This is a genomic window from Cohnella cellulosilytica, from assembly GCF_042431195.1.
GTDB lineage: Bacteria > Bacillota > Bacilli > Paenibacillales > Paenibacillaceae > Cohnella > Cohnella cellulosilytica.
Window position 1 is genome coordinate 15,932 of the sequence record NZ_JBHMDN010000081.1, and the last position, 21,742, is coordinate 37,673.

Here is a 21,742-nt window from a genome sequence, read left to right on the forward strand (position 1 = left end):
TTGCTCTTATATTCTATATATTCAAATAATCAAATATTCAAAAATAAGAAGGGGTAAAATGAAGCAGGGTTGGTTGGGGAGATTTGCAGATTACAATGTCGGTTCCTTGCGCCGCGACCTGGTATCGGGTTTGATCGTGGGCATCGTGGCCATTCCGCTCGGGATGGCTTTCGCGATCGCGTCGGGCGTGAGTCCCCAATATGGATTGTATACGACGATTGTGGCCGGTGTGCTGATCTCGCTGCTCGGGGGCTCGAGGTTCCAGATCGGAGGGCCGACGGGGGCGTTCGTGCCGGTGCTGCTCATGATCGTGCTGCAGTACGGATACGAGAATTTGCTGCTGGCCGGCATTATGGCCGGCGTCATGCTGCTGTTGATGGGATTGTTCCGGCTGGGCGCGCTGATTCGCTTTATTCCCCGGCCGGTAACGCTCGGATTTACGGCGGGCATTGCGGTTATTATTTTCACGGGACAAATTCCCGGGTTTCTCGGGATGGACGGGCTGGACAAACACGAGCGCTTTCTGGCCAACATGAAGGAGATCGCGGCGAATACGAAGCTGATCGACGGATACAGCGTCGCGACGGCGCTCGTCAGCTTGACGGTTATCGTGCTCGTGTCGCGTTATGCGCCGAAGCTGCCGGCGCTGCTCGTCGGATTGCTGGCGGCGACGCTGACCGCGAGTCTGCTGTTCGACGGCAGCGTGGCGACGATCGGCTCCGCCTACGGCGCGATCCCGAGCGAGCTGCCGGCGTTTCATCTGCCGGAAATCACGCTGGACCGCGTCGAACGGCTGCTGTATCCGGCCTTCGTCATCGCGATGCTGGGCAGCATCGAATCGCTGCTGTCGGCCGTCGTCGCCGACGAGATGACCGGAACGCGGCACGACAGCAACCGCGAGCTGATCGGACAGGGCGTCGCCAATATGGTTGCCCCGCTGTTCGGCGGCATTCCGGCGACGGGCGCGATCGCCCGAACGGCCACCAATATTAAGTCGGGAGCGGTCAGTCCCGTGTCGGGCATCGTTCACGGCGTCGTCGTGCTCGCCGTGCTGCTGCTCTTCGCTCCGCTCGCCTCCCGCATTCCGCTGGCCGGCATGGCTCCGGTGCTGATGGTTGTCGCGTGGAAGATGAGCGAGTATCGCAATTTCGCGAAGCTGCTGCGAACGAAGACGGGCGATTCGCTCGTGTTGGTCGCGACATTCCTGCTTACGGTGTTCATGGATTTGACGGCCGCCGTTACGGCCGGGCTGGTGCTGGCGGTCGTGCTGTTCGTGAAGCGGATGGGCGGGATGATCAAGGTGGATAAGGTGCTGCCCGATCCGCTGGCTCGCCATGGCAAGGTGGTGCCGGGGGCGGTGACGGAGAAGCGGGATTGTCCGCAAATCCGCATCGCGACGGTGGAGGGCGCGCTGTTCTTCGGCGCGGCGGAGCCGTTCGGCCGGGCGTTAAACGAAGTGGTCGGCCGGTCCCATCGCGTGCTGCTGATCCGGATGGCGAAGGTTCCGATGATCGATATGACGGGAGAAGCCAATCTGGCCTTGTTGGTGCGGGAATTTCTCGGCGCGGGCGGCGTTGTGCTCGTGTCCGGCATTCAGGGGCAGCCGCGCGAAGTGCTGGAACGGACGGGATTGGCGGAGGCGATCGGCCGGGACCGGTTTTTCGCCCATACGGGCGAGGCGATCGGCTACGCGCTGGGCTGCCTGGATAAGGCCCGGTGTGCCGGCTGCCGGCATTTCGCCTTCCGGGAATGCGCCGAGCTGTCGCAGGAACGAACGCTGTGCGCGGCAGGAGTTCCGGGGACGGCGGGTGCGACGGCAGGCGCTTCGGGAGCGGCTATCTAGGGCGAGCTTTCGTCGGCTTCTGCCCTCCTCTTCGCCACGCAAAATCGGCCGGAAATTTCTCCCGGCCGATCGATTGCGAAGCCGTCAGCCTCGCTCTATCTTCTTCTCCAGCGGCTTGGTTGAGGGTTGTCGGAGGGACGCACCTCGTCCTTTTTCTTGGATTTGCCCGCCAATCCGAGCAGCTCGGACAAAAAGCGGTTTTTCTTGGCGTGGTTCGCCCGCATCTCCGTCTCGGCGTTCTCGGGATTGCGATGGTTGGCGTAGCCCAGCAGCTCCAGTGCCGACGCCTGCATGTTGGTTTCCTTGATCGTATCTCCGCTCTCGTCCATACTCGCATAGCCGTCCGCGTCCAGAGCCGCATTTCCTTTGCCGATGAACTCGACGCCCATTCTCTCGACCGGCACCTTTTTCCGTTCCAGCTCCTGCACGGTTTGCAGCATCTGCTTGGAGCCCGGGCGATAGTGGCCGCTTGCGTCGGAGACGAGCTCGATCTGGCCGTCGCGCACCTGCATCTCCCCGGCTCCGGCAACGGCTTGTCCCGCCAGAAAGCTGGAGTGGTGGAACCGTTCCTGATAAGGTACCTGGGGACCGGTCTCTTCCTCTTCCTGCTCGACTTCCGACCCGTAATAGGTAGAAGCGTCGTCGTGCTCCTGCGCTTCGTAGTAATGGTCCGGGCTGTCGGGCGGGGAATCGAGATATTGCCCGTCGGAGCTTCGCGGCTCCTGCTCCCCCATGTATTGGGGAACGTAGCCGTCGGACTCGCTTTCCGCAGATTCGTCCTGGATCTCGATATAGTTGTTGTCGGGGGCAGACGGCGCTACCTGCGAGTAGCCGTAGCCGTCGGACTCGCTTTCCGCGGATTCGTCCTGGATCTCGATATAGTTGTTGTCGGAGGTCGACGGCGCCACCTGCGAGTAGCCGTAGCCACTCCCGCTCTCTTCCGACTCTTCCTGGATCTCGACGTAGTTGGGCTCCGGGCCGCCCCCCTCGCCTTCGTAATAGGAGGACACCGGCGCCGGAGCTTCCTGGCCGCCGGGCTCCGCCAGATTAAACCTCGCCTGGGCTTCCCTTCCGCGCTTGGTCGTCTCGTGAATGGCGTCGGCCGTATAGAAATTGCCGCCTCCGTCCATCGTAAAAATATGACGGTCGGGCTTGGAGCCTTGGACCGGGGCGCTCAATGCGCCAATCGTGCTCAAATGTTCTCCGTCCGATTGATTGGAGATCGTTCCGTCCTCGTTGAACTTGCGGGCGTAGGGCGCTCTCTTCTCCTCCGTATCCGCGTAAAACGTCTTGGAGGGCAGGACCGTATGCATTCTGGAGTGGGGCTGGGGGAACCACTCGTCGAACTTGTCCATGCCGTTGACCATCGGTTTCATCTCGAACGGCTCCTGCTGCATGCCCTGGAGCCTGTCCTGATTGCCGAGGGACGGCTGCTCCGGCTGCTCCTCCCGGCGCTGCCTGTGCGAGCCGATCAGCGGCGCGTTTCCCTGCCGTCTGTGCGACCCGATGGCGATCGAGCCGTTAGAGCCGCGGTTTCCGAGCACGGGCGGGCGGCCCGACACGGCGTTGCTGCGATTACGCGTCATGGAAATCGTCTCCAATATTTGATGTTGCCTTCATCGTACTTTTTTTCGCGATACTTCGCAATCCTTTTCATCGGGAAAGCTGCCGTAAATTCCGGTTATCCGCCCTCTTGTCCACACCCCTGCGAGCGCTCCGGCATAAGTAGTAGGAGATTGTCGTCGGAGCTTCGTCCGCAAGGACGGGAGAGGGGGAGGTCCCTTGAAGGTCGTCATTCTCGCCGGGGGCTACGGCACGAGAATCAGCGAAGAAACGGCCGTTCGGCCCAAGCCGCTGATCGAGATCGGGGACAAACCGATTTTATGGCACATCATGAAAATTTATTCGCATTACGGGTTTCACGAGTTCGTTATTCCGCTCGGCTATAAAGGCGTTCTGATCAAGGAATATTTCGCCCATTACGATCTGCACGAATCGGATGTGACGTACGACTTCTCGAACGGGGGGAGAAGGGCGATTCACCAGCGGCTGACCGATCCGTGGAAGGTGACGCTGGTCGACACCGGCAAAGATACGTCGACGGGAGGGCGGATCGCGCGGATCGGCGCCTATTTGGCCAACGGTCCGTTCATGCTGACCTACGGGGACGGGGTAAGCGACGTCGATCTGGCCGAGCTGGTCAAGTTCCATCGCGCCCACGGCAAGTGGGCGACCGTTACCGCCGTGCAGCCCGGGGGAAGGTTCGGCGCGCTTCAGCTCGGCGAAGAAGGCGGCGTGCGCGGCTTTCGGGAGAAGCCGAAGGGCGACGGAGGCTGGATGAACGGGGGCTTCTTCGTGTTCGAGCCGGAGGCGCTGGCTTACATGGGCGGAGACGGCACGATGCTGGAGAAGGAGCCGCTGGAGAGTCTGGCGCGCCTGAATCAACTGATGGCGTTCCGGCACGAGGGCTTCTGGCATCCGATGGACACCTTGCGGGACAAAATGTCGCTGGAGACGCTGTGGAAAACGGGCAGCGCTCCGTGGAAGGTATGGCGGTCATGAAGGCGGCTCGGTACGTGGCGGAATATTTGGTCCGGCAGGGGGTTACGCACGTCTTCGAGATGGCGGGCGGAGCGATCGCGCATCTGCTTGACGCGCTGGCCGAGCGCGAGGATATCGCGGCCGTATCGATGCATCACGAGCAGGCGGCGGCGTTCGCGGCGGAGGGCTACGCGCGGGCGAGCGGCAAGGTCGGCGTGGCGATGGCGACGAGCGGGCCGGGGGCGCTGAACCTGGTGACGGGGATCGGCAGCTGTTATTTCGATTCGGTCCCCTGCGTGTTCCTGACCGGCCAGGTGAACACCTACGAGTTCAAGTTCGACGATCCGGTGCGGCAGAACGGCTTTCAGGAGACCGATATCGTCAGCGTCGTCCGGCCGCTGACGAAATACGCGGCCATGGTCGCGGACGCGAGCCGGCTGCGCTTCGAGCTGGAGAAGGCGTGGGCGATCGCGCAATCGGGAAGGCCCGGTCCGGTGCTGCTCGATATTCCGATGAATGTGCAGCGCGCGGAGATCGATCCGGAGCGGATGGAAGGATTTTCGGAAGCGGAGGAAGCGGAGGCGGTTCTGCCGACGGTCCCGGAGGACGAGGTCGGGCGGGCGGCGGCGATGCTGCGAGAGGCAGCGCGGCCGATGGTGCTGGTCGGAGGAGGCGTGCGCCAGGCCGGGGCGACGGAGGAGCTGCGCGCTTGGCTGGCGCGGGCGGGCATACCGGCAGTCTGTTCGTTGATGGGACTGGACGCCGTCGAGACGGACTACGAATGGAATCTGGGATTGATCGGATCGTACGGCCATCGTTACGCGAATTTGGCGCTGGCCAATTGCGACTGCCTGCTTGTGCTCGGCTCCCGGCTCGATACGCGGCAGACGGGCACCCGTCCGGAGACGTTCGCGCGCGAGGCGAGCGTTATTCACGTGGATATCGACGAAGCGGAATTGGGCAGGAAGGTCCAAGCGGATATGGCGATTCGCGGGCATTTGAAGCCTTTTCTGAGCCGATTGGCCGCGGAATGGGAACGGCGTCCGCAGCTCGGCGGAGGGTCGGCATGGAAGAACTGGCTTGCGCTTTGTCGGCGGAAATATCCGACGGGAGCGGCAGCCGCAGTCGGAATACGAGGGGCGAAGGAAGAACAGGGCGAGATCGACCCGAACCGCCTGATGGAGCGGCTCGGAGAGGCGATCGGCGCGGATGCGATCGTCTGTCTGGACGTCGGACAGCATCAGATGTGGGCGAGCCAGTCGCTGCCCGTCCGGGGCGAAGCGCGGCTGCTGAACGCCGGGGGCATGGGGGCGATGGGATTCGGCCTTCCGGCTGCGATCGGCGCGGCGTTCGCCGTGCCCGGCAGGCGGATCGCACTCGTCGCGGGGGACGGCGGCATGCAGGTGAACATCCAGGAGCTGCAGACGATCGTCCATTGGCGGCTTCCGATCGCCGTCTTCGTGCTGAACAATCGTTCCCTGGGCATGGTGCGGCAGTTTCAGGATTTGTACTTCGGCGGCCGGCAGGCTTCCACGGTGTCCGGCTACAGCTGTCCCGACTTCGCGAAGGTCGCCGAAGCGTACGGCATCGCCGGGCTTCGGGCGGCATCCTGGAGCGAGCTGGAGGAGCTGCTGAAGTCGTTGTCCGCGGCCGAAGGTCCCGTCGTCGCGGAGATCGCCATCTCTGCCGGCGCAGCCGTGCATCCGAAGCTGGGCGTAGGGCGTCCGATCGAGGATATGGAACCGCTGCTGGACAGGGAGGAGCTGCGCCGGAGCATGATTGTGCCGCTTCTCGAGGAGCCCTGAACTTCTCCGCGCCTCACGACAAAGCCGATCCGGCCTCCTGCAGGGCGGCGATAATTCGCTCCAGCTCCTCCCGTTCTTCGATCACGATAGAAACGTAACGTTGACGGTAGCCGCTGCTCGACAGCTCGATTCGTACGAGCCGCTTGTCGCTGTCGGCGCTGATATCGATTTCTTCCGTCGAATAGATCATTCGGTTTGCCATGGAAACGACCTCCGGAGTCATAATACGAAATTCCAACCCGCTCCGCCTGAAAGGACAGGCGGAGAATAGGTACGTACAAGTGAAAACGTATGCTATAATGGCACTATGCTTAATGAGGAGGACCCGAGACCGTGCAATCTCCGAAATATATACGGCTTAAAGAAGAGGTGCTGTCCTGGATCGCGTCCGGACGTTACCGCCCGGGGGACAAGCTGCCGTCGGAAAACGAGCTGGCCGAGCAATTCGCGCTCAGCCGCCAGACGGTCCGGCAGTCGCTCGGGGAACTGGTCCGGGAAGGCTGGCTGGCCCGCGAGCAGGGCAAGGGGACGTTCGTCGGCAGACAATCCCCGGAACGCCGCGCCTCGTCGGGCAATCGGACGGTCGGTATCATTACGACTTCGATCTCGGACTACATTTTTCCTTCCATCGTTCGCGGGGTCGAGTCGGCGCTCAAGGATAAAGGCTACCGCCTGCTGCTGTCCAGCACCGATCACCGCAAGGACAGGGAGCGTGAATGTCTGGAAATGATGCTGGGCCACTCGGTGTGCGCGCTGATCGTGGAGCCGACCAAGAGCGCGGAAGGCAACCCGAATTTCGACAATTACCTGGCCGTCGAGGATCACGGCATTCCGATGCTGATGATCAACGAGCGGTATCCGGACATGGACTGCCCGAGCGTCAGAGTCGACGACGACGCGGGAGGTTATATGGCCGCGGACTACTTGCTTGAGCGCGGACATCGGAGAATCGCCGGATTTTTCAAGACGGACGACCTGCAGGGCGTGCGGCGGATGAAGGGATTTATCCGCGCCTGCCGCGACCGCAAGCTGCCGCCGGACGCGAGCACGATCGTCCGGTATTCGACGGAGGACCGGGAGGAGCGGCCGCAGCGTCTGCTGCGGGAGATGCTGTTGTCCGAACAGAGGCCGACGGCGATCGTCTGCTACAACGATCAATTGGCCGTATCGCTGCTCGATACGATAAGAGAGCTGGGCTTGCGGATTCCCGACGATCTGTCCATGATCGGCTACGACGATTCGTTCCTGGCGACGGCGACGGAAATCAAGCTGACGACGATCGAGCATCCGAAGTCCGCGCTGGGCGAGCGGGCGGCGAATCTGCTCGTCTCTTTGCTGGAAAACGGCGAGCGCCCGCCGGACAAAGACGTGCTGTACGCGCCCAAGCTGGTCGAGCGGCAATCCGTAGCGGAAAAACGTTAGCGGAGCATCTCGACATAGATGTACGTACAAGTGTATAATCGACCTAGCAGAGTAAAAGGGAGAGCTGCGCGCAGAGCTTTTTCTTACTGGGGAAGGAAGTGTTTTCACTTGTTAGATCAACTTAAGGAACAGGTGTGCCGGGCCAATGCGGAGCTGCCGAAGTACGGCCTGGTCACCTTCACATGGGGCAATGTAAGCGGATACGACAGAGCCTCGGATTTGATGGTGATCAAGCCGAGCGGGGTGCCCTACGAGGAGCTGAAGCCGGAGCACATGGTCGTCGTCGACGCGAACGGCCGCGTCGTCGAGGGCGATATGCGGCCATCCTCGGATACGCCGACGCATCTCGTGCTGTACCGCGCTTTTCCCAATGTGGGAGGCATCGTGCATACGCACTCTCCCTGGGCGACGATCTGGTCGCAGGCGGGGCAGGGAATACCGGCGCTCGGAACGACTCAGGCCGATTATTTCTATGGCACGATTCCTTGCACGCGGCAGATGACGGACGAGGAAATTCGCGGGGAATACGAGGCGGAGACGGGCAACGTAATCGTCGAGACGTTCCGCGGGATCGATCCGGACCGCGTTCCGGGCGTGCTCGTGAACAGCCACGCGCCGTTCGCTTGGGGCAAGGACGCCATGAGCGCCCTGCATAACGCCGTCGTTCTCGAGGAAGTGGCGAAGATGGCCTACCATACGAGACAGCTGAACGCGGGAGTCGGTCCGATGAACCAGGCGCTGCTCGACAAGCATTACCTTCGCAAACACGGAGCGAACGCCTATTACGGTCAACCCGAAGATTCGCGCCATTAAGCCATTATTCTATCGATAACAGGAGGTTACCCATGAGCCAGAAATACGCAATCGGCGTCGATTACGGCACGCAATCCGGCCGTGCCGTGCTTGTCGACTTGTCCAACGGCAATGAAATCGCGGACCACGTCACTCCATATCCTCACGGCGTGATCGACGAGAAGCTGCCGGTTTCCGGCCGCGAGCTGGAGCACGATTGGGCCTTGCAGCATCCGGACGACTATTTGGAGGTGCTTCGCCGCTCCGTTCCGGAGGTGCTTCGGCAGTCCGGCGTTTCGCCGGACGACATCATCGGGCTTGGCATCGATTTTACGGCCTGCACGATGCTGCCCGTCGACGAGCAAGGCGTGCCGCTGTGCCTGAAGCCGGAGTGGAAGGACCATCCCCACGGCTGGATAAAGCTGTGGAAGCACCACGCCGCGCAGGACGAGGCGGACCGTCTCAACGCGATCGCCGCCGAGCGCGGAGAGAAGTTTCTGCCCCGCTACGGAGGCAAAATCTCCTCCGAATGGATGATCGCGAAAATCTGGCAGATCGTCAACGAAGCGCCTGAAGTGTACGAGGCGACGGATCTGTTCACGGAAGCGACGGACTGGGTCGTCTCGCAGCTGACGGGACAATTCGTACGCAACAGCTGCACGGCCGGCTACAAGGCGATCTGGCACAAGCAGGACGGCTATCCGGGCAACGACTTCTTCAAGGCGCTCGATCCCCGTCTGGACAAGCTGACGGAGACGAAGCTTCGCGGCGAGATCAAGCCGCTGGGCTCGAAAGCGGGCGAGCTGACGGAGGAGATGGCGAGGCTGATCGGCCTGAACGCGGGCACGGCGATCGCCGTCGGCAACGTCGACGCGCACGCGGCTGTGCCGGCCGTCGGCGTCGTTACGCCGGGCAAGCTCGTCATGGCGATGGGAACGTCGATCTGCCATATGCTGCTCGGCACGGAGGAAGTTGCGGTAGAAGGCATGTGCGGCGTCGTCGAGGACGGAATCATTCCGGGCTACATGGGCTATGAGGCCGGGCAGTCCGCGGTCGGCGACATCTTCGAATGGTTCGTGGAGGAAGCCGTTCCGGCTTACGCGAAGGAAGCGGCGGGGAAGGAAGGCGTTGGCGTTCACCAGTGGCTGACGGAGCGGGCGTCCGCCTATAAGCCCGGGGAAACGGGCTTGCTCGCGCTCGATTGGTGGAACGGCAATCGCTCCGTGCTCGTGGATACGAACCTGACCGGCGTCATTGTCGGCTACAGTCTGCTGACGAAGCCGGAGGAAGTGTATCGCGCGCTGCTCGAAGCGACGGCATACGGCACGCGCAAAATTATCGACGCCTTCCACAGCAACGGAGTTCCGGTGGAAGAGGTGTACGCTTGCGGCGGGCTGCCGCAGCGCAACGCGCTGCTCATGCAGATCTACGCGGACGTGACCAACCGCGAGATTAAAGTCGCCGATTCCAAGCAGACGCCGGCGGTCGGCGCGGCCATGTTCGGCGCGGTCGCCGCCGGAAGCGCCAGAGGCGGCTACGACAGCGTCGTCGACGCGGCGAAGGCGATGGCGCGGGTGCGCGAGGAGTCGTTTAAGCCGATTCCGGAAAATGTGGCCGTCTACGAGAAGCTGTACCGGGAGTACAGCGAGCTGCACGACTATTTCGGACGCGGCGCCAACGACGTGATGAAGCGTTTGAAGGCGCTGAAGGACAAAGCTTCCAAGTAAGGACGAACAGCAGACAAGCCCTCGGGGCTGTCCCGCAAGCAAGAGCCGTTTGGCTGGCTTGCGGGACAGCCTTTTTTTGGCATGTGCGCCAGGCTCCGAAATTCCCGAATGTCCGCATCGCACAAAAACATGACGCTTCTTTACAAATACTCGGCCGGATTCGAGCGCTAAAATGGAGGTGGACGAAACAACAAAAGGAGAGATTAAGCTCATGAACTCCCTGAAGCGCAAGTGGAAAATCTATGCCATCCAGCATTCCCACACGGACATCGGCTATACGGAAAGACAAGAGAGGATCGAGCAATACCAGATAGATTTCATCAGACAAGCCGTGGCCATCAGCAACGCCTCCCATTCGGGCGCCCGTCCGGAATGGGAAGGGTTCAAATGGACCTGCGAAACGTTCTGGGCGGTCGAGAAATTTCTGGAGCAGGCAACCGCGGAAGAAAAAGAAAAGTTTGTCTCCGCCTTGCGGAGAGGCGATATCGAATTGTCCGGCAGCTATCTCAATATGACGGAATTGGTCAATTACGAGCTGCTGAGCGTCATGCTTGCGAAAGCCGGGAAGTTTGCGGAGCCTCTCGGACTGCAGGTGAGATCGGCGATGACCGCGGACATCAACGGCTACAGCTGGGGGTATGCGCAGGCGTTGGCGGATGCCGGCATTGAACATCTGCTGTCGTGCATTCATACGCATCACGGCATGTTCGCCCTCGGTCGCAAGCAGTATCCGTTTTACTGGGAGACGCCCAAGGGCAATCGGATTCTCGTCTGGAACGGCGAGCATTACATGGTGGGGAACGAGCTCGGCCTCAACCCCGACGCCACGCTGTCTTATACGATAAAGGACGAATGGTCCGTATGGGGCATAGCGGAAGATCATTGGACGCTGGCGGAAGCCCGAATCTCCCGTTATCTGGGGCAGCTTGAACAAGAGGCGTATCCGTACGATTTTACGCTCGTGAACGTAATGGGATTGCTAACGGACAATGCGGCGCCTAGCGGCAAGGTAATGAGCTTTATCAAGGAATGGAACCGGAAGCACGGGGACCGGGTCGAGATCGAGATGACGACGCTCGACCGCTATTTCGACTTGCTGAAGCAGCAGCCGGAGACGATTCCCGTCTATCGCGGAGATTGGCCGGACTGGTGGTCCGACGGCGTTGCCTCGACCGCGATGCACACGCAGATTTTCAGAAACGCGCAGCGGACTTTAAATATGGTCAACCGTCTGGACGCGGATCGCAGTGTGGTCGACCCGGACAGAATCGAGCAGGCGGAGCGGCAATTGATGATGTATGCCGAGCACACTTGGGGGTACCATTCCTCGATCTCCGAGCCGTGGCATATGATGGTGCAGGAGCTTGGCGTGAGGAAGGAAGCCTATGCGGGCAATGCAAGCAGATTGGTCCATACCGCTCTGGACGACATTCTGAAGCAGCGGGGAGACGCGTTGTTAAGGCCGGATCGGGCTTTCGCCTATAAAGCGATCAATTCGCACGATTTTCCCGTCGAGGATTTGGCGTTTTTCTATCTGGAAGGACAATGGGAAGCCGACTGCTTCAGAGAGGGATTCGAGGTTGTCGATGAACAGACGGGCGCGGTTGTCCCGCATCAGCAGGAGAGAGTCAGCAGAGGGTACCAAATTGCCGTTCAAGTCCGGCTTGCGGCCAAGGAAGAGAAGAGATTCTCGCTTCGCAGCGCCTCGAACGTGAAAAAGAGTACGACGAGCAGCACCCGGCTGAGCGGAGCCGACGGAATGTACGATATGGCCGACTTGATTTCCCTCGAGCAAAAGGAGCCTCTCCAACTGACCGTTGCGGAAAACCGCATTGAATCTCCGTTCGTGCGGATCGCGTGGAAGACGGGGGAGGGGATTGTGTCCTGGATCGACAAGCAAACGGGCAAGGAATGGATCGATCGCGCTCAAGCCTGCGGAGCGTTCACTCCCGTCTATGAGATCACCCGCGGGGCGAACGGCGATCAGATGAACGTTCGGAGAACGATGGGACGAAATCGCAAAGGGATCGATGTCGAACGTTCGATCGGGGTATTGTCCGGCGTTAAGCAAATTACGAACGGTCCGCTTTACGGCATTGTGGAATTGAAATATCGCGTTCAAGGAATGAGTCATTATTCCCTGTTTCTTAAAGTTTACAGAGAGCAGCCCCGCGTCGACGTATCGGTTCGCATTCATAAGGATAGCGTCTGGGACCCGGAGAACGTCTATGTGTCCCTGCCCTTCAACAAAGCGGACAACGGGGAGCTGTGGTTCGAAAAAGCGGGAGCTTATGTCAGGCCGGGCAAGGATCAGATCCCGGGGACGTGTACGGACTTTTACTGCATTCAGGAAGGACTGGCCTTGATCGCGCCCGACAACGGGCTGCTGATTGCGACTCCGGATACGCCGTTAATGCAGACCGGGCCGCTCGAATACGGACAACGGCTTGTTCACGGCCAGCAGCAGGAGGACCGCCAACGCTCCTTGTATGCCTGGGTGCTTACGAACTATTGGGAGACAAACTTCAAAGCGACCCTCGGAGGCTTTTACGAGTTCCGCTACATGCTGCAATGGGGAAGCTCGATCGATACGGCGGAGAGAGCGATTCAAATTTGTCATGGCCTAAACACGGGGACGGTCGCGTATCGGACAATATAAAACAGTCGTCGTCACCGGCAACTGCAAACGTGAAGAAAAAAATAAAAAAATGTCGAAACATGCTGCAACCTTTTTGTCTCGCGATTGTGTATATAGTGAACACCAATGAGACAAGAGAGGTTGATGACGATGAGAAAAAACAAAATGATGAAAGCAATGCAGGGGTTACTGGCGACGGCTCTCGTTGCCGTCATCGCATTCGGGTCGTCTGGAAATGCCGTTCGGGCCGCAGAGGTCCAAGCGTCGGAAGCAACGTCCGGAGCAGTCGCGCTGACGGCGGCGCCTCCTATCGAACTGTTCAGCGTGTTTAATCCGAACCATCTCTACTTGGAAAACGGAGTCAGCACGATTACGCCGACCAAAGGCAAAGTAACTGTCTCGGCTACGACTGTCGCCACCAGGACGGTCGACTCGATCGGGCTCATCTTCTACGTTCAGAAATGGACCGGAAGCTCTTGGGATACTGTCGGCGCGGGCTCTACGGTAGGCACGAACAACGATTCCGTCTATCACAATACATTCGAAAAAACGGTAGAAGCTGGTTATTACTATCGGGCCCGGACGATCCATTGGGTCATCCATAACGGTGTATACGAGGAAGGGGAAACGATTACCAGTTCAGTTCTGGGAGTATAATGGGCACTATCGAAGAATGGATCAAGGAAACTCACCCCCAGCCTAACGCGGTAGGAGTTCCGGAAGATACGCTGATCGCGATTTCTTTCCGGCAAGATATCAACCGAAATACGCTAAACACGAGAAATATTCTCGTGCTGGACGGCAATCATGGAGGTCGACTCATTTCCAGCCGTTTTTTGTACCGTTACGAGTCGGACAAGCGGAGGCTGTTGATTTACTTAAAGGAAGAGGCCGAGAGGCTCGGGGCGGGCAATACGATTGAGATTATTCTGACAGGAAGAATCGCGAATGTTCGCAACAGCAGGATGGAGATTCCGTATCATTTGCGTTTTACGACGAAGTGAGGGACGGCGCCGCATAGTCTGCGACAGACTTGCGGCATCGTCCCTTGTTCGTGTTAGATCACCACTTCAGGCCGTCATAAACCCGGATGAGCGTTTCGCCGGGGAATGGACCGCTGATGGAGAAGTGAATATCGTTCCGGATCGTTTCCAAGGTGCTGCTCTTATCGCTCGCCGTCAGGAGAATGGCGGGCCCTCCGCTAAGCTGCAAGCTTCGGGCGGACACCCCATCGAGAGAATTTTTGGCGCTTAATCCGACGTTAGGATCGACCCTCTGCATGACAATAGTAAGTTTTTCCGCCTGATCGGAGGCGAATCTGAAGATTGCGTAGTCCGATTTGTTCCTGTCGTCTTTAAAGTATAGAAGAGCATTGTTGAATGAGAGGTTGGCTGGAACGTAATCGAATGTCGGAGGCCGGAAGGAAAGCAAATTAACCGCTTGGGCTTCCGTTACGGTCGCCGCGAGCGTCGATTCGTTGATTTTCTGGACCTGCAGCCCCTCCAGATGAGCCGGGGGAGGCGAGGTTTTCGCCGTGGAGGAGTCCGTCTCGTCGGTTCGCCCGAAAATCAGATTCACAAGCCCCGAAGGATATTCCTTGATCGTCGCGTAGATCGGTTGGATCGCCTTGACGACACGGTCGTTGCCGAAGAGGAGCGCCCCCAAAGTAAGGGAAGCCGCGACGATCGCCAGCTTGGACAGCGCGGAGCGCATGCTCTTCCTGCGGCGCCGGGCGTTCAGGCGACGCTGCACCTGCTTCCAGGAAGCTTGGTGGTCAACGATGAGATGGTCTTCATCCGATTCGTGGGCCGCATCGAACGCGGCGTCGAACAGCCGTTCCAGCTGCGCGTTATTCATCCCGGCTCCCCCATTCCTTGGATAATTTGCGTTTAAGGTAGCTTCGGGCCCGGTGGAGCTTGTGCTTAACCGCAACTTCCGTATCCTGAACCTCCAACGCGATTTCCTTGTAGGATAACCCCTTTTTCCACTTCAACTCGATCAGAGTCCGCTGCTCGGGCTTCATTCCCATCAAATGGCGGGAGATTTGCTCTTCCAGCGATTTCGCTTCGACCTCTTGCTCGACCGACCCGGCCGCCGCATACGTGTACGGTCCTCCGTCCCAGGTCAGCTCGAGGCTGATATCGTTTTTCGATTTTTTTCTTTTGCGTATGTAATTAATCGTCAAGTTTTTGGCAACGACTTTAATCCAGCCCTTCATATGCTCCTCGTTCTCGGCCGCCGGACATTTGGCGAGCGTCGTCATAAACGCCTCCTGAATGATATCCTCGGCAGAAGAGTGATCGCTGATCATATACATGATAGGCTTATATAGAAAATGATAAAATTCCCGATAGATTTCTTCTTGCAGCGCTGCGCTCAGCGTGTGGAATCCCGGCCCGAGCAGGAGGAGCAAATTTCGTTGCATACGAAGCTTCACCCTATTCCAACGTCATATGAATATCGGCAAACTTTTCCTCTCTTAAGTGTAGTCGAAATAGCGGGGCTAGAGAAGCTAATTTATTAGGCAAATCGTCGCGGAAAAGGGGTTATGAGGAATGCGTGGGTCCATATGGTGGAAAATCGTCGGCATTGCCGCGATCGCGGGGGCGCTGCTCTGGTTCGATTTCAAGGTGCTCAAGGTCAGTCCGGAGATGATTCGGGAGTGGGTGCTCATCTTCGGATGGATTGCTCCCGTATTGTATATCGGTCTATACATAGCCCGTCCGTTCGTATTGTTCCCGGCTTCGGTCCTGTCCATGGCCGGCGGACTTGCATTCGGGACGTGGATGGGGATGCTGTATACGCTTGTCGGCGCGGTAACGGGGGCGGTCTTGTCCTTCCTGCTGGCAAGAAAAATCGGCAAAGGCTTCTTCAAGGGGAAGGACGATCCGAGGCTGGAGAAAATAGAGCGTTCGATGGAGAGAAAAGGGTTTATGATGGTGCTTCTTCTGAGAATTGCGCCGTTCGTGCCTTTTGATCTGGTCAGCTACTCGGCCGGGGCGGCCAGAGTCAGGCTGCGGGCGTTTCTGCCCGCAACCGTTATCGGTACGCTTCCCGGCACGTTCGCTTACAATTTTCTCGGCTCGAGTCTGACAAGCGGCGGCTGGCGGCATTTTCTGGTCGTAGGATGCGTCTTCGTCGCCGCATTGTCGGTCCCGTTCCTGTTCCGGCGCCGCGTCCAGCGCGAGCTGGAGAAGGGAAAGGACGATCAGAGCGGAATCGGAATGGCTCCCGTCGAGGAATAGCTGAGCTCCAGACCGACGACGCTTCCGGGGTCCGCAGGAGAGTCGAGCAGCGTCTGCGGCACGATCCGGCCATTGTAGCTAAGCCGCGCTTCAACCGTGTCGGCGACCGGGATGCCCGCGACGTTGCCAATAAATCCGTTGGGACCAAAGTCGACGAGTCCATTCGAAGCGAGCGCCTGGCGAATCGTGATTCCCGGATAGAACGCAACGTTGTTCGAATAATTGACTCTGGGCAAATCGGTCCCTCCGGTTATCTGCACCGTTATGAACGCCGGCTGCACAGGCTGCGGCCGGGGGCCCCAGATCGGAAACGGTCCGAGAAAAGGCGGGAAAGGTCCCGGACCCGGGCCGGGAAACGGCGGGAACGGCCCCGGCCATGGCCACGGTCCCGGTCCGCCGAAGCCCCCGGGTCCGCCAAAGCCACCCGGTCCGCCGAAACCACCGGGTCCACCGAAACCCCCAGGTCCGCCAAAGCCTCCCGGCCCGCCGATGCCACCCGGCCCTCCGAAACCTCCAGGTCCGCCAAAGCCACCCGGCCCGCCGAAGCCACCCGGCCCGCCGAAGCCACCGGGTCCACCAAAGCCACCCGGCCCGCCGAAGCCACCCGGTCCACCAATGCCTCCCGGCCCTCCAACACCTCCAGGCCCGCCGAAGCCGCCGGGTCCACCGATGCCTCCGGGTCCGCCGCCGATGCCTCCCGGTCCCAGCAGGCCCCGTTCTTGTTCCTGCGGAAATACCCACCACGGAATCGGCCGGGTTACGCGCGGTTCGGTTTCTTCGTTCTGATGCAGATGTACGACTTCGCCTTTGTCGGCTTCTTTTTTATTCGTTTTGTGCGCCGCGCTCTTGGGGGAGGGCGGCGCTTGGCGCGCGGATAGCTTAGCCTTCGGATCGGCGGACGGCTTGCGCAGAAGCGGCTTGGCATCCGTCGATCTTAATTTCGGCATGGTCGTTCCTCCTTCGCTCTGGGCGTATGTCATTAATGCAGGATATGCGCCCAGCAAGCCGGGGGTGCAGACGCCAAGCGACCGCAGCGGAACAATTGCATGGCCTTCTGAATCATAATCGGACGGACCTGTGCCCGGAAGCCGCGAGCGGATCGTAGCAGACTTCTCAACGATACAGAATTTATAAGTTTCACCCTTATCCTTGTCTGTATCGTCTCCGACAAAAACGCGTTCGCCGTCTTAAAGACGCCGCAGGCGTTTTTGCTTATGCCGTGCGGATCTATTGCTCGCTTGAGCCAACTTTCCGCTAAAACGCTTTCTTTTTCCTGTTGACAATGTGAAGAGTTCGCGTTTATAGTTTTATTAAACGTTTAACCCAAAGGGGGGTCCGAACAGAAGGAGACCATGAGGAAAATTACGATAAAAGACGTAGCCCGCAACGCCGGAGTATCTATCGCAGCCGTATCTTACGTCCTCAACGGCAAAGAAAACAAAGTGTCGCAGGACACGATTCTGAGAATCCACGAATCGATCAAGGAACTGAACTACATTCCGAGCATTACGGCAAGGGGACTGGTCAAGAACACCTCGGAGCTGATCGGCGTCATCATTCCGCAGACGGAGGAGCACAAGCAGCTCGTCTTCGAAAATCCGTTCTACAGCGAGATGATCAGCGCGATCGAAGCGGTCGTGCGGGAAGACGGCTATCACATCATCCTGGCGGGCGTGGACAAAGGCAAAACGTATCTCGACATTTCCACCTCCCGCAACCTCGACGGCGCAATCATCATGGGCATCTACTCCGAGCAGCTGTACGAAGAATGCAAGCAGGCAAATATTCCGATCGTGCTCATCGACAGCTACGTGAACGACAACGACTTTACGAACGTCGGCATCGACGACGAGCTGGGCGGTTATCTGGCCACGAAGCATCTGATCGACAACGGCCACCGCAATATCGGGCTGGTCACCGGCATGATCCGCAAGGACGGAGTCGTGGAGAAAAGATTTCTCGGCTACAAGCGCGCCTTGCAGGAGGCCGGTTTGTTTTACAATCCGGATTACGTGTTCGAAAATTCGGTCAGCTACGTGCACGGCCGCAGCTCGGGCGCCCTGATCGCGGAGAAATACCCGGAAATAACCGGCGTGTTCGCGACGGCGGACATGGTGGCGTTCGGCCTCATCCGCGGCATCAAGGAAGCCGGCAAGGAAGTGCCGGGCGACGTTTCGGTCGTCGGGTTCGACGACATCTCGATGGCGCATATGTTTTTGCCGCCGCTGACGACGGTCAGGCAGCAGATTTTCCTGAAGGGCGAAACTGCCGCGAAGCTGCTGATTGACCAAATCCGCAAGAAGCGCGGTGCGAGGGCGCAAGGCGAAAGAACGCACATCCCGCTGGAGATCGTGGAGCGGGAGACGGTCCGCAATTTGCGGCGGGACTGAAATCAGGCTCCGCCGACGATTCGCCGAAAGACTGTCGTCCGGTCGAATCGGCATTGAAGGTTAAACGCTTAAGTAAGCTTGTCCGCGCCAAACGCGCAAGACAGGAATAAAAGGATCAAATCACGTATAGGGGGATTTATTCGATGATTAAAACAGGATTATTGAAGGCGCTTTCTTTCGTGCTTGTGATTTCCCTGATCGCAGTTCTGGCCGCCTGCAGCGGCGGCAAATCCGGCAACGGCAATAGCGGCGGCAACGATAGCGGCAGCGGCGCAAGCCCGAGCCAAGCGTCGCCTGACGGCTCCTCGTCCGCCCCGGCTTCCAAGGACGAGATCGTGACGGTCAAATTCGGCAACTTCTCCGGCGCCGGGGACACCGCGAAATACCTGGACCAGATGAAGGCCGAGTTCGAGCAGGCCAACCCGACGATCAAGGTCGAGATCGAGACGATCGCTTACGGCGACTATTTTACGCAGATGCAGACCCGGGTGGCGGCCGGCCAGGCGCCCGACGCCTACGAGCTGAATTACGAGAACTTTGTGTCTTACGCCAAGAAGGGCGTGCTGCTCGATCTCAATCCGCTGTTCGACGCGACGCAGTTCGATAAATCCGTCCTGAACACGCAGGCGCTGGACGCCTTTTCCTCGGACGGGGTGCAGTACGGCATGCCGGGCAGCTTCTCCAACGTCCTGCTGATCTACAACAAGGAGCTGTTCGCGAAGGCGAACGCCGAGCTTCCGACCAGCGATTGGACGTGGAGGGAGTTCGACGACGCGGCCGCGAAGATCCGCGCCCTCGACAAAAATACGTTCGGCGTGTTCCAGCCGATTCAGTTCCACGAGTTTTACAAGCTGGTGCAGCAAAACAACGGCAGCCTGCTGAACGCCGACAAAACCGCGTTCACCGTGAACACGCCGGAAAACGTGGAAACGCTCCAGCGGCTCGTCGACCGGGTGCTTTCGACGAACGTAATGCCGACGCAGGCGCAGCTCAGCGGCGTCGGGGATTGGGACCTGTTCAAAGCGGGCCGCCTCGGCATGATCGTCACCGGCGTATGGGCGTTCTCCGACTTCATGCAGAGCGTCACCTTCGATTGGGACGTCGCCGTCGAACCGGGCAGCAAGAAGAAAGCGACGCACTTTTTCTCCAACGGCTTGGTCATCAACAAGGACAGCAAAGTCGCCAATGCGGCGTTCGAATGGATCAAGTTCCTCAGCTCCAGCAAGGAAGCGGCGAAAATCCGCGTCGACGCGGGCTGGGAGCTGCCGGCCGTCACCTATCCGGACGTCCTCGAAGCGTACCTGTCGATGACGCCTCCGGCCAACCGTCAGGCCGTGTTCGATTCGCTCGACTACCTCGTCACGCCGCCGGTTATCGAGCAGTTCGGAGAGATGTCGGACATTCTCGGCATTCATCTGACCGCCGCCTCCGAAGGCGCGAAAACCGCGCAGCAGGCGCTCGACGACGCGCAGAAGGAACTGACCGAGAAAATCAAGCTGTAAGACGCGTTCGATATTACGAGAGGGCGCGGCTGCCCCCGGTTCGTTCGGTCTGATCCAGGCCGACGGCCGCGGTCAGGCAGCCGCCGCTTCTTAACGCGAGGTGCTTCGACTTCATGCTCACTCAACGAAACCGGAGAAAATGGCTGACGATCGTCCTGTTCCTGCTGCCGTCTTCGATCGGGCTGCTCGTGTTCAGCGTTATCCCGATCGTCTACTCGCTCGTCATCAGCTTCACGGACTGGAACGGGCTTAATCCGTGGAACCTGGCGGCGGGGACGCCCGACTTCCTCGGCTTCGGCAACTTCAAAGCCATTCTGGCCGGCGAGGAGTTCTGGCGCGTGCTCAAAAACACGCTGTACTACATCGTGCTGTACATCCCGCTCATTCTCGCCGCTTCCGTACTGGCGGCCGTGCTGCTGAACAACGCGTACAAGGCGATCGGCCTGTACCGGGTCGTCTTCTTCATCCCGGTGCTCACCTCCTGGGTAGCCGCCGCGCTCATCTGGAAATGGCTGCTCAGCGACGACTACGGTCCGGTCAACGCCATTCTCGGCTTCGTCGGCATCGACGGCCCCGCCTGGCTGCAGGACCGGACGTGGGCGATGCCGGGCATCGTGTTCGCCAGCATCTGGAAGGACATGGGCTTCTTCGCGCTCATTATGCTCGGCGGCCTGCAGGGAATCAACCCGACGTATTACGAGGCGGCCAATATCGACGGCGCGAGCTTCTGGAGCCGCTTCACGAGAATTACGCTGCCGCTGCTGTCGCCGATGCTCTTTTTCGTCCTCGTCATCTGTATTATCAATTCGTTCCAGCTGTTCCCGCAGGTCATGATCATGACGCAGGACGCCGGGCCGTACGGCTCCACGCAGGTGATGGTCGAACGAATCTACAAGTACGCGTTCAAATATTACAAGATGGGGTACGCCTCGTCGTTCTCCTGGATTTTGTTCGTGATCATTTTCGTGTTTACGATCGTGCAGATGAAGCTGCAGAGGAAGTGGGTGCATTATGACTCGTAGCCGGTTCGTTCAGCCTCTGCTGTTCTATGTGTTCGCGTCGATACTGGCCGTGTTCGCGCTCATTCCGTTTTTCTGGATGGTCAGCACGTCGCTTAAGAGCAAGGGCGCCCTGATCAGCATTCCGATCCAATGGATTCCGGAGAAAATCTCGTTCGAGGGCTACAGCAAAATTTTCACCGTATTCCCGTTCGCCAAGGCGATCTTTAACAGCTTGTTCATCTCGGTGGCCAGCACCGGCATCGTGCTCGTATCCGCGCTGATGGCCGCTTACGTGTTCGCGAAGATCGAGTTCAAGGGCCGCGAAGCCGTGTTCGCGCTGTTCCTCGCAACGATGATGGTGCCCGGCCAGGTGACGATGATTCCGGTGTTCCTCGTGCTGAAGGAGTTCCAGCTGCTTAATTCGTTTACGGGCTTGCTGCTGCCCAGCGTGTTTAATCCGTTTGCCATCTTTATGCTCAGACAGTTCATCAAGACGATTCACAACGATTTTCTGGACGCGGCGTTTATCGACGGGGCCACACAGCCGAAAGTCTTCCTGCGCATTATCGTGCCGCTGTCGATGCCGATTATCGCGACGCTGGGCATCGTGACGTTCATGGGGGCGTGGAACGATTACTTCTGGCCGCTGATCGTGCTGTCGGACAGAGAATTGATGACTTTGCCGCTGGCGCTCAGCTCGCTGAACGGGCAATACGGCAGCGAGTACAACACGTTGATGGCGGGCAGCCTCATCTCCATGCTGCCGATTATCGTGCTCTATATGTTCGCGCAGGGCTTCTTCAAGGCCGGACTTCAGATGGGAGGAATCAAGTGAC

The 21,742-nt window shown here is 59.2% G+C and carries 19 protein-coding genes; 14 read left to right on the top strand and 5 right to left on the bottom strand.

Annotation, left to right across the window (positions count from 1 at the left end):
* Window positions 1–58: 58 nt before the first annotated feature.
* The gene (locus ACFFT4_RS35065; RefSeq protein WP_378054541.1) at window positions 59–1,843 is read left to right on the top strand and encodes a SulP family inorganic anion transporter; all 1,785 of its coding nucleotides are present in this window, start codon (window positions 59–61) and stop codon (window positions 1,841–1,843) included.
* Between the two features lie 95 nt (window positions 1,844–1,938).
* Here the strand turns inward: ACFFT4_RS35065 and ACFFT4_RS35070 are convergent, their stop codons facing one another.
* On the bottom strand, window positions 1,939–3,429 hold the full coding sequence (locus ACFFT4_RS35070; protein WP_378054543.1) for an IQM protein middle domain-containing protein: 1,491 nt from the start codon (window positions 3,427–3,429) through the stop codon (window positions 1,939–1,941).
* Window positions 3,430–3,625: 196 nt separating this feature from the next.
* Here ACFFT4_RS35070 and rfbF point away from each other — a divergent pair, with 196 nt between their 5' ends.
* On the top strand, window positions 3,626–4,405 hold the full coding sequence (rfbF, locus tag ACFFT4_RS35075; protein ID WP_378054545.1) for a glucose-1-phosphate cytidylyltransferase: 780 nt from the start codon (window positions 3,626–3,628) through the stop codon (window positions 4,403–4,405).
* Window positions 4,402–6,189, top strand: a complete 1,788-nt coding sequence (locus ACFFT4_RS35080) for a thiamine pyrophosphate-binding protein (RefSeq protein ID WP_378054547.1) — start codon at window positions 4,402–4,404, stop codon at window positions 6,187–6,189. The genes rfbF and ACFFT4_RS35080 overlap by 4 nt, the downstream gene beginning before the upstream one ends.
* Before the next feature lie 13 nt (window positions 6,190–6,202).
* Here the strand turns inward: ACFFT4_RS35080 and ACFFT4_RS35085 are convergent, their stop codons facing one another.
* The gene (locus tag ACFFT4_RS35085) at window positions 6,203–6,391 is read right to left on the bottom strand and encodes a hypothetical protein (RefSeq protein WP_378054549.1); all 189 of its coding nucleotides are present in this window, start codon (window positions 6,389–6,391) and stop codon (window positions 6,203–6,205) included.
* A gap of 131 nt (window positions 6,392–6,522) precedes the next feature.
* On the opposite strand from ACFFT4_RS35085, the gene ACFFT4_RS35090 reads away from it, so the two are divergent.
* The 6 genes from ACFFT4_RS35090 to ACFFT4_RS35115 all read left to right on the top strand — a co-directional run bounded on the left by ACFFT4_RS35090 (window position 6,523) and on the right by ACFFT4_RS35115 (window position 13,772).
* Complete coding sequence (locus ACFFT4_RS35090) at window positions 6,523–7,611, top strand: GntR family transcriptional regulator (protein WP_378054551.1); 1,089 nt, start codon at window positions 6,523–6,525, stop codon at window positions 7,609–7,611.
* A gap of 108 nt (window positions 7,612–7,719) precedes the next feature.
* Window positions 7,720–8,424: an L-ribulose-5-phosphate 4-epimerase gene (gene araD / locus ACFFT4_RS35095; RefSeq protein ID WP_378054553.1), complete on the top strand. Its 705-nt coding sequence runs from the start codon at window positions 7,720–7,722 to the stop codon at window positions 8,422–8,424.
* A 32-nt stretch (window positions 8,425–8,456) separates the two neighbouring features.
* Window positions 8,457–10,130, top strand: a complete 1,674-nt coding sequence (locus tag ACFFT4_RS35100) for a ribulokinase (RefSeq protein ID WP_378054556.1) — start codon at window positions 8,457–8,459, stop codon at window positions 10,128–10,130.
* Between the two features lie 211 nt (window positions 10,131–10,341).
* Complete coding sequence (locus ACFFT4_RS35105; protein WP_378054558.1) at window positions 10,342–12,789, top strand: glycoside hydrolase family 38 N-terminal domain-containing protein; 2,448 nt, start codon at window positions 10,342–10,344, stop codon at window positions 12,787–12,789.
* A gap of 129 nt (window positions 12,790–12,918) precedes the next feature.
* Window positions 12,919–13,425: a hypothetical protein gene (locus ACFFT4_RS35110; RefSeq protein WP_378054560.1), complete on the top strand. Its 507-nt coding sequence runs from the start codon at window positions 12,919–12,921 to the stop codon at window positions 13,423–13,425.
* Window positions 13,425–13,772 carry an Ig-like domain-containing domain gene (locus ACFFT4_RS35115; RefSeq protein WP_378054562.1) on the top strand — a complete coding sequence of 116 codons (348 nt, stop codon included), beginning with the start codon at window positions 13,425–13,427 and terminating at the stop codon, window positions 13,770–13,772. The genes ACFFT4_RS35110 and ACFFT4_RS35115 overlap by 1 nt, the downstream gene beginning before the upstream one ends.
* A gap of 58 nt (window positions 13,773–13,830) precedes the next feature.
* On the opposite strand, the gene ACFFT4_RS35120 is transcribed toward ACFFT4_RS35115, so the two are convergent.
* Both ACFFT4_RS35120 and ACFFT4_RS35125 read right to left on the bottom strand, forming a co-directional pair.
* Complete coding sequence (locus ACFFT4_RS35120; protein WP_378054564.1) at window positions 13,831–14,625, bottom strand: hypothetical protein; 795 nt, start codon at window positions 14,623–14,625, stop codon at window positions 13,831–13,833.
* Entirely contained in the window at window positions 14,618–15,193 is a 576-nt protein-coding gene (locus tag ACFFT4_RS35125; protein ID WP_378054566.1) for an RNA polymerase sigma factor, read from the bottom strand. Before ACFFT4_RS35125 ends, ACFFT4_RS35120 begins: the two co-directional genes overlap by 8 nt.
* A gap of 130 nt (window positions 15,194–15,323) precedes the next feature.
* Here ACFFT4_RS35125 and ACFFT4_RS35130 point away from each other — a divergent pair, with 130 nt between their 5' ends.
* Complete coding sequence (locus ACFFT4_RS35130; RefSeq protein ID WP_378054568.1) at window positions 15,324–16,013, top strand: TVP38/TMEM64 family protein; 690 nt, start codon at window positions 15,324–15,326, stop codon at window positions 16,011–16,013.
* Here ACFFT4_RS35130 and ACFFT4_RS35135 read toward each other — a convergent pair.
* Window positions 15,977–16,960: a hypothetical protein gene (locus tag ACFFT4_RS35135; RefSeq protein ID WP_378054570.1), complete on the bottom strand. Its 984-nt coding sequence runs from the start codon at window positions 16,958–16,960 to the stop codon at window positions 15,977–15,979. The two genes, ACFFT4_RS35130 and ACFFT4_RS35135, sit on opposite strands and share 37 nt — an antisense overlap.
* A gap of 405 nt (window positions 16,961–17,365) precedes the next feature.
* Here ACFFT4_RS35135 and ACFFT4_RS35140 point away from each other — a divergent pair, with 405 nt between their 5' ends.
* From ACFFT4_RS35140 to ACFFT4_RS35155, 4 genes are all read left to right on the top strand, one after another.
* A complete protein-coding gene (locus tag ACFFT4_RS35140; protein WP_378054572.1) occupies window positions 17,366–18,403 on the top strand; it encodes a LacI family DNA-binding transcriptional regulator in 1,038 nt (345 codons plus the stop codon).
* A gap of 143 nt (window positions 18,404–18,546) precedes the next feature.
* A complete protein-coding gene (locus ACFFT4_RS35145) occupies window positions 18,547–19,905 on the top strand; it encodes an ABC transporter substrate-binding protein (protein ID WP_378054574.1) in 1,359 nt (452 codons plus the stop codon).
* 113 nt (window positions 19,906–20,018) lie between these two features.
* Window positions 20,019–20,927, top strand: a complete 909-nt coding sequence (locus ACFFT4_RS35150) for a carbohydrate ABC transporter permease (RefSeq protein ID WP_378054576.1) — start codon at window positions 20,019–20,021, stop codon at window positions 20,925–20,927.
* On the top strand, window positions 20,917–21,741 hold the full coding sequence (locus tag ACFFT4_RS35155; RefSeq protein WP_378054578.1) for a carbohydrate ABC transporter permease: 825 nt from the start codon (window positions 20,917–20,919) through the stop codon (window positions 21,739–21,741). The genes ACFFT4_RS35150 and ACFFT4_RS35155 overlap by 11 nt, the downstream gene beginning before the upstream one ends.
* The last annotated feature ends 1 nt before the right edge of the window (window position 21,742 follow it).

Excerpts from the sequence above, each read along its gene's own strand:
- ACFFT4_RS35065 (WP_378054541.1), top strand. The coding sequence starts at position 59 with ATGAAGCAGGGTTGGTTGGGGAGATTTGCAGATTACAATGTCGGTTCC.
- ACFFT4_RS35070 (WP_378054543.1), bottom strand. The coding sequence starts at position 3,429 with ATGACGCGTAATCGCAGCAACGCCGTGTCGGGCCGCCCGCCCGTGCTC.
- ACFFT4_RS35080 (WP_378054547.1), top strand. The coding sequence starts at position 4,402 with ATGAAGGCGGCTCGGTACGTGGCGGAATATTTGGTCCGGCAGGGGGTT.
- ACFFT4_RS35085 (WP_378054549.1), bottom strand. The coding sequence starts at position 6,391 with ATGGCAAACCGAATGATCTATTCGACGGAAGAAATCGATATCAGCGCC.
- ACFFT4_RS35100 (WP_378054556.1), top strand. The coding sequence starts at position 8,457 with ATGAGCCAGAAATACGCAATCGGCGTCGATTACGGCACGCAATCCGGC.
- ACFFT4_RS35105 (WP_378054558.1), top strand. The coding sequence starts at position 10,342 with ATGAACTCCCTGAAGCGCAAGTGGAAAATCTATGCCATCCAGCATTCC.
- ACFFT4_RS35110 (WP_378054560.1), top strand. The coding sequence starts at position 12,919 with ATGAGAAAAAACAAAATGATGAAAGCAATGCAGGGGTTACTGGCGACG.
- ACFFT4_RS35115 (WP_378054562.1), top strand. The coding sequence starts at position 13,425 with ATGGGCACTATCGAAGAATGGATCAAGGAAACTCACCCCCAGCCTAAC.
- ACFFT4_RS35120 (WP_378054564.1), bottom strand. The coding sequence starts at position 14,625 with ATGAATAACGCGCAGCTGGAACGGCTGTTCGACGCCGCGTTCGATGCG.
- ACFFT4_RS35125 (WP_378054566.1), bottom strand. The coding sequence starts at position 15,193 with ATGCAACGAAATTTGCTCCTCCTGCTCGGGCCGGGATTCCACACGCTG.
- ACFFT4_RS35130 (WP_378054568.1), top strand. The coding sequence starts at position 15,324 with ATGCGTGGGTCCATATGGTGGAAAATCGTCGGCATTGCCGCGATCGCG.
- ACFFT4_RS35135 (WP_378054570.1), bottom strand. The coding sequence starts at position 16,960 with ATGCCGAAATTAAGATCGACGGATGCCAAGCCGCTTCTGCGCAAGCCG.
- ACFFT4_RS35140 (WP_378054572.1), top strand. The coding sequence starts at position 17,366 with ATGAGGAAAATTACGATAAAAGACGTAGCCCGCAACGCCGGAGTATCT.
- ACFFT4_RS35145 (WP_378054574.1), top strand. The coding sequence starts at position 18,547 with ATGATTAAAACAGGATTATTGAAGGCGCTTTCTTTCGTGCTTGTGATT.
- ACFFT4_RS35150 (WP_378054576.1), top strand. The coding sequence starts at position 20,019 with ATGCTCACTCAACGAAACCGGAGAAAATGGCTGACGATCGTCCTGTTC.
- ACFFT4_RS35155 (WP_378054578.1), top strand. The coding sequence starts at position 20,917 with ATGACTCGTAGCCGGTTCGTTCAGCCTCTGCTGTTCTATGTGTTCGCG.